The following is a 21390-nucleotide window of genomic DNA, read 5'->3' on the forward strand; positions in this document are numbered from 1 at the left end:
AAGCCCCCTTTGTCAAATCTCGTATCACTCATTTATATCGATCTGTCATCGATTTAATGGCAGACCTGGTGTTATCAATATATTGGACAGTCTCTTCATATTGCTCTGAAGCCATCCCCAAAAACAAAATGTCAATCATATATAATTGTGCCAATCGTGAGGATGTGGCTGCACTACGAAACGGTGCTTCATTCGAAAAGGATGTATACAGCGTGGCGTCACACAAAGAAGATACTGTTGTTTGGCCATAATGAGTCAGCCCGATCGTCTTGACCCCACGTTCTTTTGCCAGCTTCAAAATATTGACAACTTCTGGTGTTTCCCCTGAGAATGAAATGGCAAAAACGATATCATTTTCATCTGCATTTGCAATCAAAGTTGCAACTAAATGCATATCTGTAAAAGCCGTTGCCCCTTTATTGATGCGAAGTAATTTTTGCTGAGCGTCAGCCGCAACTATATTCGAAGCACCGACACCGCAAAAGTGGACGGTTTTAGCATTCAGCATCAGCGTTATCGCATGTTTGAGATTATCGTGATCGATTATTTCAGATGTGTCCCGGATGGTCTGAATCGAATTACTCGTTGTTTTCTCCACAATCCGATATAGTGATTCGGAAGGCTCGATATCCCGGTAGCCCTGTTCAACGGTCTTCATCAAATCTCCGGCAATCCTTATTTTCAGATCTTGAAATCCTTTTATGCCAAGCGACTTACACAACCTAATAACAGCAGCCCCGCTTGTTTGGGCAGACGTACTTAATTCCTGTACAGTACTGTTCACAACTTCATGAGGATTCTTGAGAATATATTCTGCTAGTTTTTGTTCAGATTGCGGCAGCTTGCTCAACATCGTCTGTATGATTGATAATCCTCCTGTAGCCATTTCTTCCCTCCTTAATCTTCATAGATGGAGATGGCTTTTCTGACATCTCCATCCGCTTTTTTCAGTAACTCCATTGCTCTTTCATAATCTGTTGCCGTTTTTATCATGACAATCGCTGGCTTAACTTGATTATTTGCCTTTACAAGCGTATTCAATGCTTGATCATAGTCAGCATTCGTTACAGTTTCTATGATGCTTATTGCACGGTCCTTCAGTTTTTGATTACTGACATTTACATCAACCATCAGATTTTCATAGACTTTCCCCAGCCGAATCATGGTTGCCGTTGAAATCATATTAAGTACCATTTTATGTGCGGTTGCCGCTTTCATTCTCGTGGATCCTGTTAACACTTCCGGTCCGACAATCACTTCAATCCCTATATCTGCTGCTTCGGTGATGCTCGCGTTTTTATTGCATGATAAAGCGACCGCTTTAGCCCCAACTTTTCTTGCATAACGTAAAGCCCCCTTCACATAAGGGGTACGGCCGCTTGCCGCAATGCCAATAACCGTATCATTTGCTGTAAGGCCCACATCAATCAGATCACATTCCCCAAACTCTTCTTTATCCTCTGCTCCTTCAACAGCCCGAACAAACGCCTTTTCCCCTCCTGCGATTATTCCCAGTACCCTATCAGGCGGTGTGCTGAAAGTCGGGGGACATTCCACGGCATCCAGCACACCGAGTCTTCCGCTCGTTCCTGCGCCGATGTAAATGAGTCTCCCTCCTTTTTTTAACGATTCGCAAGCCCATTCAACCGCTGTTTCAATTTCTGGCAATACCTCCTCAACCGCTGCTGCCACTTTAAAATCTTCTTTATTGATTGCAGAGATGATTTCCATCGTATTTACACTGTCGATATTCATTGTCTTTTCGTTCCGTAATTCAGTCGTTAATGAACGCAAGTGTTCTTCCATAGACAATTAAATCCTCCCATAAACAATTACTTAAATATAATTTCATTTTTTAATAGAAAATAATGAAATTATATTTCATATTATATTCAATGATAGCGTTTTCATTACTCGGATACAAGATATTTTTGAGGATATTGTCCCCAAAAATATTTTCAACAATAAAAAACGTGTACCGTCCCCAAACTTGGGAACGATACACGCACAAGTAATATAACAAAATGCCAAACTAGTATACTACTCCGTCCTCGGGATACCTCATTCCTTTACCCAGTTAACGGATAGGGACTACTTTCCCGTTTTCTACTGCACCGACGACAATAGTTGATGCAAATCCTCCATTTTCATCAATCGAGGGAATATCGTATATTTTTTGATCCGGCCCGATATTTGTAAGTCCATCTTGCATATGTTTACGGATGGCCTTGGCATCATCCACGCTGCCTGCAGATTTCATCGCTTCCACAAACGCATACATGGCGATATAATTCAATCCTACTTCTGAGCTTGGATCTTCTTTATAATTCTTTTGATATTTCTCAACGAAAGCAGGTATTGCTTCTTCATCTGAGTCCATCAGTGGCAGAACGCCAATCGAGCCTTCCAATGTTTCATATGAACCTGCAATCGGCTTCATTTGATCCAGCTTTGCTTGATCCATGATGATGAAACCGCCCTTAAATCCTAGCTCCCGAGCTTGCTTCGCTACTTTTGCCGTAGGTTCCGAAGCACCACCGATAAATAGCACATCAGGATCTTTTTTCAAGGCATTGGTGACAATCGTAAAGAAATCGGTTTCTTTGGCGAAATCAATCGAGGAATTATAAACGACTTTTCCGCCTTGCTTTTCCCAATGTGGGAGCACAGCCTCTGTCCAGTCTTTACCGTATTGCGAAGATGTTGGCAAAGCGGCAATCTTCTTGCCGTAATGTTCCATTGCATATGTTGTAAAAGGTTCTATATACCCCTCGTAATTCGGTGGAATTCGAACGGTTAATGAATTTCCGCTCTCGGTCACTGCCGGTTCACTCGTATATGCTCCAATGATGAATTCCTCTTGTTCATTAAAAACCTGAAGTGCCAGCACACCTCCGCTATGAGGCGTGAAAATGATCGGCGTATCATATTCCTGAATTAACCGTTTAGCATTCGACCCTGTTTCATTGGGAAGATATTTATCATCCAATGAAACTAAATTTAATGTGTATTTCTTACCATTTACTTCAAACCCACCAGCATCGTTAATTTCATTGACAGCCATTTCCACACCATTTAATGTCCGTTTCCCATATAACGCTGCTGCCCCGCTTAAAGGACCGCTAAAACCGATGTTAACGACATTGTCACTTTTGCCTTTACTGCCACTGCTTGACACAGGGCTATCCCCTTTATTGCACCCAGTCAACACAGTGATCATTAGCAGGAGAAAAATAAATAATACTTTCAGTTTTTTCATAAAAATCCCCCATTCAATTTTTTCAGGCCCCAATATACGCTTTCCTTACTTCATCATTGGCTAATAACTCACTTGCTGTCCCTTGAACGACAATTTCCCCATTTTCAAAAACATATCCTTTATCTGCAATGCCGAGAGCAGCATTCGCGTTTTGTTCAGCAAGCAAGACCGTGATTCCTTCGCGGTTTATTTCTTCAATGACCCGAAACATTTGTTCGACAATAAGTGGAGCGAGTCCCACCGAAGGCTCATCAAGCATCAACAATTTCGGTTTCGACATCAAGGCTCTTCCAATTGCGAGCATTTGCTGTTGGCCCCCGCTCAGGCTTCCCGCTTCATCGTGATGCTTTTCTTTTAAAATCGGGAATAAGTGATAGACGTATTCCAAGGAATCCTTGATCTCCGCTTTCTTCTTTCGATGCACATAAGCACCCATCCGCAGATTTTCCTGGACGGTCATCTGTGGAAACAGTTTACGTCCTTCGGCACACTGGACGATTCCCTCCCGAACATTCTTATCCGGAGCACGGCCCCCTATCGGCATGCCCAGAAAATGAATTTCCCCCTTGGACAGCTTACTGATTCCGCTTATGGAACGAAAAGTCGTGCTTTTTCCTGCCCCATTAGCTCCTAACAAAACAACGATCTCTCCCTTGGCAACTTCGATATTCACATGTTTTATCGCAGTGAAGCTTCCATAATTCACGGCGACATCAGTTAACTTAAGCACTGGCACTCCCTCCCAAATAGGCTTTAATCACCGCTTCATTTCCGCGGATTTCCTTAGGTGTGCCCTCGGCAATTTTTTCTCCGTAATTAAGGACCATGATGTGGTCTGCCAAGTTCATGATCATATGCATTTTGTGCTCGATTAAACAAACGGTCAGTCCCGATCTATTCAATTTTTTAATCAGTTCTGTCAAGCCTTCCGTTTCATCCGGATTGATTCCCGCAGCGGGTTCATCAAGAAAGATAATTTCCGGTTCAGTCGCAAGGGCAAGGGCAATGGCTGTCCGTTTCTTTTCCTCCTGCGAGATGCTGGAGACCATTCTGTCAGCCGATTCCGTCAATCCGACAATATCAAGAACTTCCATTGCCTTATCTCTGCAAGCCGCTTCCTCCCGTTTTAAACGTTTTGTTCTTAAAATGGCATCCACCAGATTGGATTTGGTTCGCAGCCTATGACCGACAATGACATTATCCAGCACGGTCGTTTGATCAAAAAGGCTTGTCGTTTGAAAGGTTCTTGAAATTCCGAGCCCCGCTATTTCATTGGCAGGAAGTTTGGTGATATCAATCCCCTTAAAAAGGACTGTCCCGGAAGTTGGTCGATGAAAGCCACTGATCAAGTTGAAAAAAGTTGATTTTCCAGCACCATTTGGGCCGATTATTGCATTGATTCTGCCTTTTTCAATCGTAAAATCCACATTATTGACGGCCGCCAATCCTCCAAACCGCTTTGTCAAATTCTTCGTTTCGATTAGCAAATTCATCCCTCCTCAGCTTTTATGTGCATTTCGCTTCTCACCCTGGACAGTTCATTATCCTTTCGCTTTCTTTGCCAATCAAACAAGGCCCCTGCGATTCCGCGCGGATAAAAGATAATGATCACCGTAAGCAATGGCCCGAATATCAACATTCGATATTCTTGAAGGAATTGCAGATTCTGCGAAAGGATTACTAACAATAATGTTCCTACCAATGGACCTGAAAGTGTCCCGATTCCACCAACCAATAAATACATCAATAGATCGAACATTATGGCAGTTGATCCGATATCAGGTCCAATGAAACGAATGAATGAAGCATACAAAGCACCTGCCAAACCTGCAAAGAATGTGGATAGGACAAATGCGGTTAACTTATTCTTCATTGTGGATATGCCAATGGTTTGTGCAAGGTCCTCGCTATTCCTGATGGCCATATACGTCCTGCCGGTCAACGAGCGTATAATTCGATACACGATTAAAATCACTGCAAGCAGGAAAATGAGGACTAGATAATATTGGGATGCGGCAGTATCGAATGTGATAGGCCCTATATTCCCGGGAGCAGGGATACCGATCAATCCCCTAACCCCCTCTGTAAGTCCCTCCCATTTATCGATGACCAGATATATGATGTAACCCACACATAGTGTATATATCGCGAAAAAGTGTTCCTTTGTCCTCAGCGCGATCAAACCGATTAAAAACCCAATTGCACAGGTGATTAAACATGCACATACAAGTGCCAGCCAAAAGTTCATTTCCGCTTTTACCGTCAGGAGGCCAAGGGAATATGCTCCAATCGCAAAAAAACCAGCATGTGCAAGTGAGAGATATCCAGTATATCCTGATAATAAATTGATTCCATAAACAGCTATCGCCCAGATGAACGAAAGTGTCAGCATATGGAGATAATAGTCGTTTTGCGCGATAAAGGGGAATGAAAAAGCAAAGATGATAAGTGCGATAATCCCATTTCTTTTCGTTAATATATTCACGCTACCTCTCCCCCTTGGCAAAAAGACCTGTTGGTTTCACGGTTAATATTACGACTAAAAGAATGAATGCAATGATGTCTTTATAATCATTTGAAATATAAGTTGCGCCCAGGCTCTCACTGAAACCTAGGATATATCCGCCTACGATCGCCCCCGGGATGCTCCCCATCCCGCCCAATATGATAATGACGAATGCTTTTAGGATGACTAAATGCCCCATGCCTGGAAAAACAAGGTTGATCGGTGATGCAAGGGATGAAGCGATCGCTGCTAATCCACCCGATATCATGAAGGTAAGCATCGCGACTTTATGAATGTTGATTCCCACTAATGACGCCCCTTCACGGCTTTGGGACATCGCTATTATCGTGGAACCGGCATAAGTTTTCTTAAGGAAAAGGTATAGTAAAACCATCACTGCGATAGCTGATACGATGATCAATAATCGCTGAAGTGTGAACGTCAGGCCCATGATATTGACCACTTGGCCGTATGGAGAAGTCATTGTATGGAAGTCGGCACCCCAGACAAATTGGGCAAAAGCTTCAAGAAAAAGGAGAATTCCGATTGCCGCTATCTTATCGTGCAATGGAGGTGCCTCCCTTAACAGGCGGAACACGAAACGTTCCAAAAGGACTCCCAACAAACCAACAACGATAATGGATACGAACATGGCAATCCAGTAATTGACCCCATATAAGGTCATCATTGATAACGTGATATACCCACCCAACATATATAGGGCACCGTGGGCAAAGTTCGGGATATGCAATATTCCATATACTAGAGTCAATCCCAGGGCAACAAGACTATATACGCTGCCAATCGTCAAACCATTAAAAAGCTGCTGGATCAAAATTTCCATTTACTTCCTCCTTGAACATTATTGAATTTCAATTTGCTGTTCATTCCCTGGCCTACCATCCTGTCCATATTTTGAAAGTACACCTCTGCGATGAAAAACACTTTCAATTTTTCCCTCACAGGCCTTATCTTCCGGGGAGGAAAAGTAAGTATTATTTCCCCTATACTATCCACTTACAGATATAGCCTAAGGTATAGCGTAAAAAACACCTGATTCATTGTTAGCGCTTTCATTTATAATGACCACTTATTACAGTACATGCACCTCACGTGCTAATGAATCTAGGCAATACGATTGTGCAGACAAGCATATGCTGTTTTTGGGATAGACCATGATTCCAACTTCTCTTTAATAACGGTTTCCCCATGGTAATCGTCTGGTTCGTTCACCCCTTCCACACATCTAAAGGACCAATAAGTGGATTAATTTCCTGTATTGTATATAAATGCAAGTGCCGTGCCAAAATTAAATCACCAACAATAAGGCTGTTCACCAGTCATTGAATTCATTATTGAATTATAAAAATCAAAAGTAACGGTTCCATAAGGGAAGTTCGTCATTCACTATTGACTGAAAAAATCATTTCTGAATCAATAAAAAAATTAATATGAAGATATAACAGGAAAAGGAACCAAAAATCGCACAAAAAAACAGCATCTCCATTGTTGGATTAGGTCCAACCTTGGAGGTGCTGATCATAACTAAACTATTCTTTTCCGCTGACCTTCAATCGATATTTTTTAAGTTTCCTCACTATTGTTGCCTGACTGGACTCAAGGGCTTCTGCGATTTCATATGTAGTTTGGTAGGTCTGAGCCGCCTTTGTCAAGATTTCCTTTTCGGCTCTTTCCACCGCTTCTTTTAAAGTTAGGGCAGCATTGAGGTTCGGCTGATTCCGATTTTCCGGCTGATATTCTTCCGGAAGGTCGCTAATCGATAATATTTGATTATCCGTCAGCACGACGAGCCTTTCCACTATATTAATCAATTCACGGACATTACCTGGCCAATCATGTTGATAAAAATATTCCTTCAACCGCGAATCTATTTCTTTTGAGAATTTATATTGTTCGTTTGCTTTTGTCAAAAATAAATCAGTCAATGCCAATATATCCTCTCTTCTTTCCCGTAGAGGAGGAATGGTAATCGGAATGACATTCAGCCTATAAAAGAGGTCTTCACGAAAGTCACCCGATTTGACCATTTCCGATAGATTTCGGTTCGTGGCTGCAATTATGCGAACATCGATCTTCTTTGGCTTTGTACCACCGATTCTTTGAATCTCCCTTTCCTGAAGGGCCCGAAGCAGCTTCACTTGAAGTTGCAAGGGAAGCTCACCAACTTCATCCAGGAATAAGATCCCACTCTCTGCAAGCTCAAACATCCCTGGTTTGCCTTTTTGATTGGCTCCGGTGAATGCCCCTCCTTCATATCCAAAGAGCTCGGATTCCAATAAATCAGCGGGAATCGCCCCACAATTTATTTTGATGAAGTCTCCTTTTTTAGATCGGATGCTCCGATTATAAATATTGCGGGCAAGGACATCCTTTCCAACACCCGTTTCTCCCAGAATGAGTACTGTCGCATCAATATCCGATATTCTTTCAGCAATTTCATAAATCATTTTCATTTTATCACTGACAAATACGACTCCATCCTTGCTTGTTATCTTCCGCAGTTTTTCGATTTCCTGCTTATATTGATTATTCAGTTCATTAACTTTCGTCAACTCATGCATCAGTTCATTTAAATCGGATAAATCCCTTATATTCGTAACGACTTGCTCTATTTCCCCTTCTGCATTAAAAACGGGACTTCCTGTAATCAATGTTTCCTTTCCAGCAAAATTATCCTGTACGACTGATACCGTTCGTCTCAGCTTCACTACCTTATGCGTCACCGAAGCATTCAGTATGCCGCGTTTAATTAATTGGTCCACAGATTTGCCGATATAATACTCTTTTGGTATGCCAGTGATCCGTTCAATTGCCGAATTGGTATAAAGTGTGATTCCATCTTGATCGGTGATGTATATTCCATCATAGGAATTTTCGATAATGGCATCCAGTGCGCGATTCAATTTATCCGTTTCATGCGCATCAATCAATAAATCGTCCAAAAATTCTGTTTCACTGCCTATATATAGAATATTGTCAGCATCCATTTGTTTCATTAATAAAAATAAATACCGCTTATCATGCAGCCTTGCAGCTGCAAGCCTTTTATTATCGAGAAATTGCCACTCATCAAATTGTTCGGTTAGTGTATTATTTCCATCCTGATTTAACGATTGATTAAAATAGTTGCCCCAATCCTTTATCCGATTTGCAGAATCCACGACTAGTGCAGGAAAGGTCCATTCTTTGAGCAAATTAATCTGAGAATCCTGTTTCACTTGATTCATTACTATTCACCGCCGCAAAAAGAATTCTTTTTAAGTACAATTCTGGATAATTTTCGAAAGTCCTTTAATATTGTCGAATTTCGCTCGAAAAAAAGTAGTGATGAAATAATTTTCATCACTACTTTCCCTCAGTAAGTCTTAAAAATAACCTCTCCGCTAATCGCTTCCTTGCCTGACTGGTTAGTGGCCGCAACGTTGAAAAAATATCTATCCCCATTTTTTTCTTTTAGATCCGCTTGAAGAGTTATGACATCATTCAAGAAAACCATACCTTTGAAACGAATCTTGTATTCTTCGATAAAACCAATTTCATAAAGATTGCTGAAAAGCTTTGCGAGGTTTCCCATCGTCCACATTCCATGCGCAATGATACCGGGAAGACCAGCATTTTTTGCTTCCTCATCAATCGTATGAATGGGATTGAAATCACCTGATGCCCCGGCATATTTAATGAGGTCCAGTCGCGTTACAGGTGCAAGCTCGATTGAATGTAACGAGTCACCAATATGAAGTTCGGTTAATGTCGTCACTTACTCATCACCATCCTTCTGATCGTTTCATTTATAATGACAAGCTGTTCAGCAGTGAAGACAATTTCCCCATTTGCATCCGTCCCATAATTTTTAAAGGCTAGAAATCCCATTTCCCCTTGTTTTCCTTTTTTCTCGTAATAGTCTTTCACTTCCGTATAACAGGTGATTTCTTCCCCTACCTTCAGCGGCCTGTTATAGCGATATATCTGCTCACCATGAATCAACCCTTTATTCGGGAGATTTAAACTTTCAATCGTCCCGAAATCAAAGACCCTTGGGAAAGTTGGTGGAGCGATATTCGTTCCGTACCTTGATTGCCTGCCTATTTCTTCATCAATGAAAATCGGGTGGGGATCGCCAATCGATAATGCGAATTTTTTAACGGCTCCCCGTTCAACTATATTTTTAACGGGGTTGGATCGTTTTCCAATACTTTCGTTGAACATAACATCCCGCCTTTCCTTAATTTTTTGGACCGCCCGCAACATATAAAACCTGCCCGCTAATGAATGAAGATGCTTCATCGGCAAAGAATGCAACAGCATGAGCAATATCACTTGGCAAACCGCTTCTGGCAACCGGAATACTATTTGCCCTATCCTGGATGAATTGCTCAAAACTCACTCCCACCCGCCTAGCTGTTTCTTTCGTCATTTCGGTTTCGATAAAACCAGGTGCGACCGAATTAGCCGTTATCCCGTATTTGCCAAGTTCGATCGCCAGTGTTTTTGTTAACCCCTGAAGTCCGGCTTTAGCAGCTGAATAATTAGCCTGACCGCGGTTCCCTAGGGCCGAAGTCGATGAAATATTGATGATCCTTCCGTATTTATTTGCAACCATATGCTTCTGGGCGGCACGTACTGCATTGAAAGTACCCTTTAAATGCACATCCATTACCGTCTGCCAATCTGAATCGGTCATTTTGAAAAGTAGATTATCCCGGATGACCCCCGCATTATTCACAAGAATATCAAGCGATCCGAATGTGTCGGCTATTTCTGTTATGGATGCTTCCACCTCTTCGGAATTGACCACATTGGCAACTTTGGTAAAAATGGTATACCCCTTATCCCTTAATTCATTTCCTGTTGATGTCAACACCTCTTCGTTGATATCGATAATCGCCACGTTTGCGCCTTCACTGGCAAATAGTTCGACGATCGCCCGACCAATCCCCCTGCTTCCACCTGTAACTAAAGCCGTTTTCCCTGAAAATCTCCCTGTCATAATCATTTCCTCCTAATCTATTATAAAAATTGTCCTAATTTAACATGCCCCTTAATCAAATTCCGGGAAATGATCATACGCTGTATTTCATCTGTACCATCATAAATCCTCCAAAGCCTAGCCTCGCGGTACCAACGCTCGATGGGAAGCTCCTTCGTATAGCCCATGCCTCCGTGTATCTGCAATACGCGATCAACGACCCGATTCCCCATATTGGCTCCATAAAGTTTAGCCATTGAAGCTAAATGGCGATTGTCTTCTCCATTATCAAGTGTAAAAGCCGCATTCAATACAAGCCATCTTGCAGCTTCGATTTCTACGGCCGAATCAGCTATCTGCCATTGGATGGCCTGGCGCTCCGCGATCGGTTTACCGAATGTGACTCGTTCTTTAGCGTACTCTATAGCCATTTGCAACAATCTTTCTGCAGAACCGACAGCGCGTGCGCCCACGATCCATCTTGCAAACCCAATCCATTCCAAGCCTAGTTTATAACCGCCATGAACTTCCCCTAAAATGTTTTCTTCGGGTACCCTGACATTATCAAAAACTAAACCGGCCGGTCCCCATTCTCCCATCGTATTGATATACTCTGATCTCCAGCCCATATCACGGTCAACAATGAAACAGGTTACCCCTTCCGTCCCGGTTGCTTGATGACGTTCTTTGTCAGTTACAGCAATGACCATGACGAAATCGGCATCATTTCCTCCAGTAATGAAAGTTTTTTCACCGTTAAGCACCCATTCGTTCCCTTCTTTTACTGCCGTCATTTTAATATTTCGCGTATCGGACCCAGCCCCCGGCTCCGTCATGGCAAAACAGGACTTTTTCTCACCATTAATCGTAGGGATCAGATATTTCTGCTTCTGTTCTTCATTTGCATAATAAAGGATGTTATCAGCCGAACCTCCAAAGCTGAATGGTACAAACGTTTTTGACACTTCCATAAGGACAATTGCCATCATAAGCTGCCCTAGGTCAGCCCCGCCAAATTCCTCCGGGGTATTGATCCCCCAAAATCCAGCATTTTTTGCTTTTTCCTGTAATTCTTTCAATGTCCCCTCCGGTAAACTAGGTTTCCCTGCCATTTCATTGCGAAGCACTTCATTTTCCAATGGAATCAACTCATTTTCCACGAACTTGCGTATTGTTTTTTGTACCATTTTTTGTTCATCCGATAGTCGTAAATCCATGTTAACCCCTCCGCTTTCCAATTAGACTAGTTTTGATATTTTCTCTTCAATTGTCCGGTAATGATATTTTTTTGGATTTCGGACGTGCCTTCATATATTCTAGTGATTCGGGCATCCCGATAGAAACGTTCAACTGGATAATCCTTCATGTATCCCATACCGCCATGAATCTGAACGGCCTTATCAGCGACACGATTATATACTTCCGAACCATACAACTTTAGCATTGCCGCTTCTTTAATGATTTTTTCTTTCTGATCGACCATCCATGCGACCCGGTATGTGAATGAGCGAAGTGCTTCTATTTCCATTGCCATCTCGGCAATCATATGGGATACTGCTTGGTGATCTATGATTGGGACATTGAATTGTTCACGTTCTATGGCATATTTAGTAGATAGATCGAGCAAGTACTGACAGGATCCTAAATTACGGGCAGCAAGGCCTGCCCGGCCATTTGCAAGGATCTTCAATGCATTTACATACCCTTGTCCAACGTCCCCCAGTACGTTTTCGGCAGGAACCTCGCAATCTTCAAAAACCAATTCGGCCGAATGTGAGCCTCGAAGACCCATCTTCCTTTCCAGGCTACCAACTCTAAAACCCGGAAAATCCTTTTCTACTATGAATGAGGTGATTCCTTTTGCCCCTTTATCTTTGTCCGTTACGGCCATAACTGTAAAAATATCTGCTACATCAGCATTCGTTATATAATGCTTAGTCCCGTTAAGTATATATTTATCGCCATTTTTGACTGCCGTCATTTTGAGATTCGTAGCATGTGAGCCCGCTGCAGGCTCAGTTAAAGCAAAAGCGCCAATTCTATTACCGCTTGCCATATCTGGTAGATACTTTTCCTTTTGCATTTCATTGCCCATTTCGACTATCCCTACCGTACCTATGCCGGTATGGGCCCCAATCAGAGTGGTATATCCATTATGTGTTTTCCCGATTTCCTCATATAAAGCGCATTTCCCCACCATCCCGATTCCGAGCCCGCCATACCTTTCCGGGATACTAAGCCCGAATAACCCGATTTCCTTCGATAAATTTATAATGGATTCCGGGATATGATCTTCATCCTCTATCTGCATGGAAAATGGATCGATTTGCTCTTCGATAAACTGGCGTATATTTTCTTTTAATAGCAGGATGTCTTCATCTAAGCGAAAGTCCATTTGCATTCCCCTTTATCTGCGAATTGGTTGTTAACGCTTTCATATATTATCCGAATAAGCAATATGTTTTTCCTGAAGTTTGCGTTTTAGGATTTTACCTACTGCCGTCTTCGGAAGTTCACTTTCAAATGTGATTGCTTTTGGGACTTTAAAGGCAGCGAGCTGCTTTCGGCAAAAATCCTTCAATTCGTTTTCAGTTATTCTTTCACTTGGTTTTAGAACTACCGCTGCATGTACCGTTTCACCGCGATATTGATCGGGAACGCCAAAGACGGCAGCTTCCAGAACCTTAGGATGGCTGTATAATATATCTTCAATTTCAATTGGATAGATATTGAATCCGCCTGCTATGATCATTTCTTTCTTCCGTCCCACAATGTAAAAGAAGCCATCTTCATCCATCTTGGCAATATCACCGGTATGCAGCCATCCGTTTTGAATCGTCTGCCGCGTCTCTTCAGGCATGCCCCAATAACCTTTCATTATCTGTGGACCCTTTATGACCAATTCACCTGGTGTATCAACCAAGAGGGCAGGCTCCCCTGTAATACTGTCAATTATGGCGGCATCCGTATTTTGTATCGGAATCCCGATACTTCCGGGTTTTTGCAGGCCGCTAACTGGATTCCGGTGCGTGACTGGTGACGCCTCGGATAGGCCATAGCCTTCTGCAATCTTTGTCCCGCTCAGTTCGTTAAACCTTGATAATACATTCAATGGCAATGGTGACGAACCCGAAACGCAAGATTTCAATGCATGCAAATCAAATGGATGGGACTGGTAATATTGTAATAAAGCAATGTACATCGTCGGTACCCCTGGAAAAATTGTCGGTTTAAGATTATTGATAATATCGACGATTTCCCTCACCTCAAACCTGGATACAAGAATTAATTCCCCGCCATTATAAAACGTCAGGTTCATCCCTGAAGTCATGCCGTAAACATGAAATAATGGGGAAACGCCAAGTACCCTTTCCTTACCCTTTTGAGTATTGATTCTTGAAGTGGCTGCACTCTGCAACGTATTGGCTACGATATTACGATGGGTTAGCATCGCCCCTTTAGAAAGACCTGTCGTTCCTCCTGTATATTGTAGAACGGCGACATCTCTAGCAGGATCAATCTCCACACTGAAATCCGCTTCTGTTACTGATAGCAGTTTTTTTGTCATTTCACATTTGCCCTTTTCCAGCGACACGCTCAATACCTTTTCAAGATCGGTGTCAGCTATGACGGCTTCAACTATTGGCAATAAATCATCTAGCACAATGATGTGCCTTGCACCTGAGTCTTTCAGGACATGGATTAATTCGTTCGCCTTATACATTGGATTGATTTGGACAACAATGGCTCCATTCAAAAGAGTTCCAAAAAAACCAATTGGATATTGGGGACAATTAGGAAGCATAATAGCCACTCGATCTCCCTTTCCAATCCCTTCAGCAGCAAGCAAGCGGGCACATCTTTTCACTAACGCCCCCAACTCTGAATATGTATACCTCTGCTCCCTGAACGTAACCGCTGTTTTATCCGAATATTGTTCGACTGATTGATAAAATAGTTCTGACAAAGACATGTCAGGAATATCAATCTCGCTTGGATTTCCTTGCGGGATATGTTTTTTCCAAGGTCTATCCATTGGCCCTCCCCTTTCTTCATTCAAATAAATAAAGAAGTCATACTAAACAATATGCAAGGAGTGTGCCAAAAATAAAATTGTTGTGTTACGCTGATTCAATCAATGGTACAATTCAAAATTGAATTATTTGCTGCGCCCTTAATAATATTAGGTTCATAAAGCTAGGATTTAAAATTGACTCAATAAGTCATTTTTGAATTTAGAGGTGCTTTCGTAAAAGGACTCAACTTGTAGTGCGGGGCATGCGGGGTTTTTCTTGAAGGATATTTTTTGAAAATAAAACGGGATGCTGATCAAGATCAGCATCCCGTTTTAAAAAATGATTCACTGCTCTATGGCGGAGTCATCTTCCAATGATATTTTCCATAATTCTTTCGCTTTTCCACTGACCGTTTCATCAAAAACAAATGATCCATTCGTATATCGATCATGATTTTTTAATGTAGCGGCATGAATCGTTTCAATGGTTCCCTTTTCAGAAAGAATGAATAGACTGTCCGTTTTGTTAATGATATCAAATCCAATGACCCTATGAGGATTCGATTTCAATTCCCTCAAGACCACGACACCGCGTTTTGCCCGGCTCGTTTTTTCAAACTCGGTTAATTTCATTTTCTTTATGGCCCCGCGCTGTGTAACGATAAAGATCGATTCTTTACTATCCTTGGCCAAAACCTTTCCGCCAATGACATAATCATCTTCTTTCAAATTAATCCCTTTGACTCCTGCTGCCCGAACACCGACAACACTTACTTCTTCTTCATCAAACCATAAACCATAGCCGTTATGGGTAACCAGGAAAAGGTCAGCCTGTCCATTGGTATGATGGACATCGACAAGTTCATCGTCACCTTTTAAATTGACACCAACCAGAGGTTTTGAATGACGCTGGGCTTTATAGGAAGCTAATTCTGTCTTTTTCACCATACCATTTTTCGTGATGAACACTAAGAATTCCGGCACGGCAAACTCTTTGATTGGAATCGCTTTTATGATTTGTTCTTCCCTGTCGATTGGAATGATGTTCGCGATATGCTGACCGGTTTCCTTCCAGCGAATATCAGGAAGCTGATGAACTGGACAATAGAGGTAGTTCCCTTTGGATGTGAATAGCAACAGGACATCCGTTGTATTCATCTCCAGCCTCTGGAGCAGGCGATCGGAATCCTTCATGCCAAAATCAAGACCGCCTGATGCTGCATAAGATCGTAACGAAGTCCGTTTGACATAGCCTTCTTTCGTTACGGTCACCATCACGTCCTCACTCGCAATCAAGACTTCAAGATTGATTTTGATTTCTTCAATTTCTTTTTCGATTTTGGAACGCCGTCCGTCATCAAAGCCCTTTTTAATGAATCGAAGTTCTTTTTTAATTACTTGAAGAAGAACTTTTTCACTGCCAAGAATCTTTGTCAATTCCTCAATTTTGTTTTTCAATTCCGCTGCCTCTGCTTCAAGTGCTGTAATATCCGTATTTGTCAGCCTGTATAGCTGCAAGGAGACAATGGCTTCAGCTTGCGCTTCTGTAAAATCGAATTTAGCAATGAGGTTATCTTTGGCATTCCGTTTGTCTTTAGATGCCCGGATGACAGCGATGACCTCATCTAATATGGACAAAGCTTTCACTAAACCATCGACGATATGTGCCCGGTCATGCGCCTTTTGCAACTCATAACGTGAACGATTCACGATTACCTCTTTACGGTGTTCGATATATGCATCGAGCATTTTTGGCAGGCTCATCAATGTTGGACGTTTTTTATAAATCGCAACCATATTGAAATTGTATGCAATTTGGAGATCGGAATTTTTGTATAAATAATGCAGGACTCCATTTGCATCTGCTTCTTTTTTCAGTTCGATGACAATACGCAGTCCTGTACGGTCGGTTTCATCCCTTACTTCCGCGATACCTTCCACTTTCCGGTCGAGGCGGAACTCATCCATTTTCTTAACAAGGTTGGCTTTATTGACTTCATATGGGATTTCAGTGATGACGATTTGCTGTTTGCCGCCCCGAATCGTTTCCACTTCCGCCAACCCGCGAATGATTATTTTCCCTTTGCCTGTTTCATAGGCCTTACGAATGCCTTCAATGCCTTGAATGATACCTCCAGTAGGAAAATCCGGCCCTTTAATGACCGTCATTAAGTCAGCGACAGTCGCTTCCGGCTTATCAATTCGCATAATGGCCGCATCAATGACTTCACCTAGTTGATGTGGCGGGATTTCAGTGGCATAGCCTGCTGAAATTCCTGTAGAGCCATTTACAAGCAGGTTAGGGAACATTGCAGGCAATACAATGGGCTCTTCCGAAGTATCATCAAAGTTCGGTACAAAATCGACCGTCCTTTTTTCAATATCCCGCAGCATCTCGGAGGCAATCGATGAAAGCCTTGCTTCCGTATACCGCATCGCAGCAGGCGGATCGCCATCAATACTGCCGTTGTTTCCGTGCATTTGGACCATGACCTTCCGCAGCTTCCAGTCTTGGCTCATCCGAACCATTGCCTCATAAACGGATGAATCTCCATGAGGGTGATAGTTACCAATTACATTACCGACCGTTTTTGCGGATTTCCTGAATCCTTTTTCCTGGGTATTTCCTTCAACATGCATCGCATACAATATCCTGCGCTGCACCGGTTTTAAACCGTCCCTTGCATCTGGAAGTGCCCGATCTTGGATGATATATTTACTATAGCGCCCGAAGCGGTCACCAATTACCTCTTCAAGCGGCAAATCTCGAAACGTTTCTTCAAATACCATCGTTAATGACCTCCTCTTCAATCGACATATTTTCATTATCTAAAATATTCGATTCCTCTTCGAGACCAAAAGCGACATTGGCTTCAATCCACTTACGACGCGGTTCAACCTTATCTCCCATCAACGTTGTCACACGTCTTTCCGCACGGGCACCATCATCGATCTTCACACGTATCAATGTCCTTGTTTCCGGGTTCATCGTGGTATCCCATAATTGATCGGCATTCATCTCACCCAGCCCTTTATAGCGCTGAATCATATAGCCTTTCCCCACTTTGTCTATCGCCCCCTGAAGTTCCTCGTCGCTCCAAGCATATTCAATGACTTCTTTCTTCCCGGTCCCTTTACTCACTTTATATAAAGGAGGCAAGGCAATGTAAACCTTTCCTGCCTCTATTAACGGCTTCATATAACGATAAAAGAATGTCAGCAGCAGCACTTGGATATGGGCTCCATCCGTATCGGCATCAGTCATGATGATCACTTTATCATAGTTAGTGTCCGGCGTATTGAATTCCGCACCGACACCTCCGCCGATGGCATGGATGATCGTATTTATTTCCTCGTTTTTAAAAATATCGGCCAATTTTGCCTTTTCCGTATTGATTACTTTACCCCGTAATGGCAGCACTGCTTGGAAACGGCGATCGCGCCCTTGTTTAGCAGATCCCCCAGCAGAGTCCCCTTCAACAAGATACAATTCATTCCGTTCGGGATTTTTCGATTGAGCTGGCGTTAATTTCCCAGAAAGGATGGCATCGGATTTTTTCCGTTTCTTCCCGCTTCTTGCGTCTTCACGAGCCTTGCGTGCCGCTTCCCTTGCTTGGAACGCTTTAATCGCTTTTTTAACCAATAGGGTACTCGTGGTCGGATCTTCTTCAAAAAAGTAGGCTAAGTGCTCTGATACGATGGAATCGACTGCAGAACGGGCTTCACTTGTTCCAAGCTTGCTCTTGGTTTGTCCTTCGAATTGAAGAAGTTCTTCAGGGATACGTACTGAAATGATTGAAGACAAGCCTTCACGTATATCGGTACCTTCGAGGTTTTTATCTTTTTCCTTCAATAGACCCATCTTTCTGGCATAATCATTAAATGCCCGTGTCATGGCCGTTTTTGCGCCAATCTCATGGGTGCCTCCATCTTTTGTCCGAACATTATTTACAAAGCTTAAAATATTCTCTGAATAGCCATCGTTGAATTGAAAGGCGAGTTCGACTTCTATTCCATTTTGTTCCCCTTCCAAGCTGACTACACTATGAAGGGTCTCTTTTTCTTCATTTAAATAATCAACAAACGCTTCAATGCCATTTTCATAGTGAAAAATTTCATTATGGTCGTTACGCTCATCCGTCAATTCTATCTTCATGCCTTTTAAAAGAAAAGCCGATTCGCGAAGACGCTCACATAGGATCTCATAATTAAAAGTCGTCACCGAAAATATTTTCGGATCGGGCTTGAAGTGGATTTTGGTACCGGCTTGATTGGTTTTACCGATTTTCTCCAGTGTGGTTTCTGGCTTTCCGCCATTGAAAAAACGTTGTTCGTAAATGAACCCGTCCCTTTTGATGGTCACAACAAGCCATTCAGACAACGCGTTAACGACCGAAGCACCTACTCCATGAAGGCCTCCACTCGTTTTATATCCGCCTTGTCCAAATTTACCTCCAGCATGAAGAATCGTCAAAATGACTTCAGGTGTCGGTTTACCTAATTTATGCATGCCAATAGGCATTCCGCGCCCTTTATCAGACACACTTACACTGTTATCTTTATGTATTTTCACACTAATTTGGTCTCCATATCCAGCTAAAGCCTCATCTACGGAGTTATCTACAATCTCGTACACTAAATGATGAAGTCCGCGTGCATCAGTACTGCCGATATACATACCGGGACGTTTTCTGACCGCTTCGAGTCCTTCCAGTACCTGAATTGCATCATCATTGTACTCGATTGTTTTTACTTTCTTTGCCACAGAAATTCCCCTTTCCTTACTAAACACAATTTCCGGGCCAAATCATACTGCAATGAAATGACTCACTAGCTTAATAAATCCATTCATACGTTAATATCATATAAAAAGTATAATACTTTTACGAATAAAGAACAAGTGTTCTATTTTTTTCGTCCCTTTTATTAGCGTTAGCACCTTGATTGGAACATGAAAACGTATCATAGCTACCATTCTAATTGTAGCGGTAAATTTTCATTTGGCAAATATACTTTTATTATTTTAATGAAATTAAGCTTTAATGGATAAAATTTTCCCTGCATTTTAGTTTATCTCCGGGTTGAGATACAGCAATACCTTAAAAAAAGAGCGGAAGTTCCGCTCTTCATTTTTACTTAGTAAGGGCGTGTTCGACTTTTATGCATCGATTCATGATGACAGTATATCCTTTTTCCTTCAAAAAATTATACGCTTCTTCATTCTCCACCCCTAGCTGCGCCCAAAAGATATCTGCATCGATTTCAGCAAATTCCTTGGCTATCTCAGGAAGGAACTCTGAACGGCGGAAAACATTGACGATATCGACGTGCCCTTCAATATCTTTCAGGGCTTTAACTGCCTTCACACCCAGCACTTCAGATACAGCAGGGTTTACCGGAATGATTTCATAACCGCTATCCTGCATGGCCTTCGATACCATATATGAAGTGCGCTCAGGGTTATCAGATAAACCGACGACAGCGATGCGCTTCGAATTTTTCAACATCTTTCCCATTTCTTCTCTGCTTGGATTTTCTATCATTCTTTTCAATCCCCTTTATAATAAAATGTAATATTTGAATAAAGAGTATTCCTTAACAAGTGTATTTTACGGATTACCATTATTAAGAAAAACCATTATACAAGAAATAATAGGTTTCGAAAAGGCAGGACTCACTTAACTGCCTTTATGTTCATACAGACTACCACGTATAGTAACAATTTATACAAGGAGGCATCCTTCATTTTATATTTACGAAAATAAGGAAGCCTAAACCTTTTTCCCTACATGAACTTAACGTATATCAAAAGATGTAAGTTCATCAAGGAAAATTCATTTTTTTAATGGATTTTTTTTGGACAGCCGTACCATTTTGTCACGAAAATGTTACAATAAGAGAAGCTTAACAGGCATTTTAAGGCTGTTTTTGGCTATTTCTACACGTTTATTTTTGAAAAGGGGAACATTCGTCCCTTGAACGTGATAAAAAAAGAAGATATTTCTTAAAAGAAAGGGTAATAGAATGCTTACATTTATCACTATACTGGCTGCCTACCTGATCGGTTCGATTCCTTCCGGTTTAATTATTGGTAAAACATTTTACAAAATCGACATCCGGGAGCATGGCAGTAAAAATCTGGGCGGTACAAATACCTTCAGGACACTTGGTGTCAAGGCAGGACTGACCGTTACTATCATGGATATACTTAAGGGTACCCTAGCAACTTGTCTGCCGTATATGCTAGGCGTGGACATGCATTTATTGCTAGCCGGAGTTATTGCGGTCATCGGTCATATGTTTCCCATTTTTGCAAACTTTCGGGGCGGAAAAGCGGTGGCAACTTCTGCTGGTGTCATTCTTGCTTATGAACCATGGTTTTTTGTCTTTGCCGTCATCATTTTCTTTATATCCTTATACATATCCAAATATGTCTCGCTTTCATCCATGATTGCTTGTCTACTTGCTCTCATCTACAGTTTAGTTTTTCATATTCATGACACGGCGCTCATTATTGTAATCAGTTTAATAACGATCTTCATTTTTTACCGGCATCGCGCAAACATCAAGCGGATTATTGATAAAACTGAACCGAAGGTAAAGTGGTTATAAGAACATGCGCA

At 41.9% G+C, this 21390-nt stretch carries 18 protein-coding genes; 1 reads left to right on the plus strand and 17 read right to left on the minus strand.

The annotated features are described in order from the left end of the window. Positions 1–28 precede the first annotated feature (28 nt). The 17 genes from MPH60_RS11060 to MPH60_RS11140 all read right to left on the minus strand — a co-directional run bounded on the left by MPH60_RS11060 (position 29) and on the right by MPH60_RS11140 (position 20310). The gene (locus MPH60_RS11060) at positions 29–886 is read right to left on the minus strand and encodes a MurR/RpiR family transcriptional regulator (protein WP_101221915.1); all 858 of its coding nucleotides are present in this window, start codon (positions 884–886) and stop codon (positions 29–31) included. Between the two features lie 11 nt (positions 887–897). Further along, a complete protein-coding gene (murQ, locus tag MPH60_RS11065; RefSeq protein ID WP_241589036.1) occupies positions 898–1806 on the minus strand; it encodes an N-acetylmuramic acid 6-phosphate etherase in 909 nt (302 codons plus the stop codon). Positions 1807–2077: 271 nt separating this feature from the next. Then, positions 2078–3259, minus strand: coding sequence for an ABC transporter substrate-binding protein (locus tag MPH60_RS11070; RefSeq protein WP_241588741.1), 1182 nt, complete (start codon positions 3257–3259; stop codon positions 2078–2080). Positions 3260–3281: 22 nt separating this feature from the next. Then, positions 3282–3989, minus strand: coding sequence for an ABC transporter ATP-binding protein (locus MPH60_RS11075; protein ID WP_214746594.1), 708 nt, complete (start codon positions 3987–3989; stop codon positions 3282–3284). Next, a complete protein-coding gene (locus MPH60_RS11080) occupies positions 3982–4746 on the minus strand; it encodes an ABC transporter ATP-binding protein (protein WP_137018495.1) in 765 nt (254 codons plus the stop codon). The genes MPH60_RS11075 and MPH60_RS11080 overlap by 8 nt, the downstream gene beginning before the upstream one ends. 2 nt (positions 4747–4748) lie before the next feature. Next, positions 4749–5744, minus strand: coding sequence for a branched-chain amino acid ABC transporter permease (locus MPH60_RS11085; RefSeq protein ID WP_241588742.1), 996 nt, complete (start codon positions 5742–5744; stop codon positions 4749–4751). A 1-nt stretch (position 5745) separates the two neighbouring features. Further along, the gene (locus MPH60_RS11090; protein ID WP_241588743.1) at positions 5746–6609 is read right to left on the minus strand and encodes a branched-chain amino acid ABC transporter permease; all 864 of its coding nucleotides are present in this window, start codon (positions 6607–6609) and stop codon (positions 5746–5748) included. Between the two features lie 706 nt (positions 6610–7315). Then, positions 7316–9013, minus strand: a complete 1698-nt coding sequence (locus MPH60_RS11095) for a sigma-54 interaction domain-containing protein (RefSeq protein WP_241588744.1) — start codon at positions 9011–9013, stop codon at positions 7316–7318. A gap of 128 nt (positions 9014–9141) precedes the next feature. Then, the gene (locus MPH60_RS11100) at positions 9142–9543 is read right to left on the minus strand and encodes a MaoC/PaaZ C-terminal domain-containing protein (RefSeq protein WP_057914834.1); all 402 of its coding nucleotides are present in this window, start codon (positions 9541–9543) and stop codon (positions 9142–9144) included. Beyond that, positions 9540–9992 (minus strand): MaoC family dehydratase N-terminal domain-containing protein, encoded by a 453-nt coding sequence (locus MPH60_RS11105; RefSeq protein WP_101221909.1) that lies wholly within the window; start codon positions 9990–9992, stop codon positions 9540–9542. The genes MPH60_RS11100 and MPH60_RS11105 overlap by 4 nt, the downstream gene beginning before the upstream one ends. A gap of 16 nt (positions 9993–10008) precedes the next feature. Further along, complete coding sequence (locus MPH60_RS11110; protein ID WP_241588745.1) at positions 10009–10773, minus strand: SDR family oxidoreductase; 765 nt, start codon at positions 10771–10773, stop codon at positions 10009–10011. 20 nt (positions 10774–10793) lie between these two features. Beyond that, entirely contained in the window at positions 10794–11969 is a 1176-nt protein-coding gene (locus MPH60_RS11115) for an acyl-CoA dehydrogenase family protein (protein ID WP_241588746.1), read from the minus strand. A 26-nt stretch (positions 11970–11995) separates the two neighbouring features. Continuing rightward, positions 11996–13147, minus strand: coding sequence for an acyl-CoA dehydrogenase family protein (locus tag MPH60_RS11120; RefSeq protein ID WP_241588747.1), 1152 nt, complete (start codon positions 13145–13147; stop codon positions 11996–11998). A gap of 39 nt (positions 13148–13186) precedes the next feature. Continuing rightward, entirely contained in the window at positions 13187–14788 is a 1602-nt protein-coding gene (locus MPH60_RS11125; RefSeq protein WP_241588748.1) for a long-chain-fatty-acid--CoA ligase, read from the minus strand. A 324-nt stretch (positions 14789–15112) separates the two neighbouring features. Beyond that, a complete protein-coding gene (gene parC, locus MPH60_RS11130) occupies positions 15113–17557 on the minus strand; it encodes a DNA topoisomerase IV subunit A (protein ID WP_241588749.1) in 2445 nt (814 codons plus the stop codon). Then, positions 17547–19532 (minus strand): DNA topoisomerase IV subunit B, encoded by a 1986-nt coding sequence (gene parE, locus MPH60_RS11135; protein ID WP_241588750.1) that lies wholly within the window; start codon positions 19530–19532, stop codon positions 17547–17549. Before parE ends, parC begins: the two co-directional genes overlap by 11 nt. 367 nt (positions 19533–19899) lie before the next feature. Further along, the gene (locus MPH60_RS11140; protein WP_241588751.1) at positions 19900–20310 is read right to left on the minus strand and encodes a CoA-binding protein; all 411 of its coding nucleotides are present in this window, start codon (positions 20308–20310) and stop codon (positions 19900–19902) included. A gap of 481 nt (positions 20311–20791) precedes the next feature. Here MPH60_RS11140 and plsY point away from each other — a divergent pair, with 481 nt between their 5' ends. After that, a complete protein-coding gene (gene plsY, locus MPH60_RS11145; protein WP_192204579.1) occupies positions 20792–21379 on the plus strand; it encodes a glycerol-3-phosphate 1-O-acyltransferase PlsY in 588 nt (195 codons plus the stop codon). Positions 21380–21390: the final 11 nt, after the last annotated feature.

Source organism: Peribacillus sp. Aquil_B1 (genome assembly GCF_022603275.1).
Taxonomy (GTDB): Bacteria; Bacillota; Bacilli; order Bacillales; family DSM-1321; genus Peribacillus.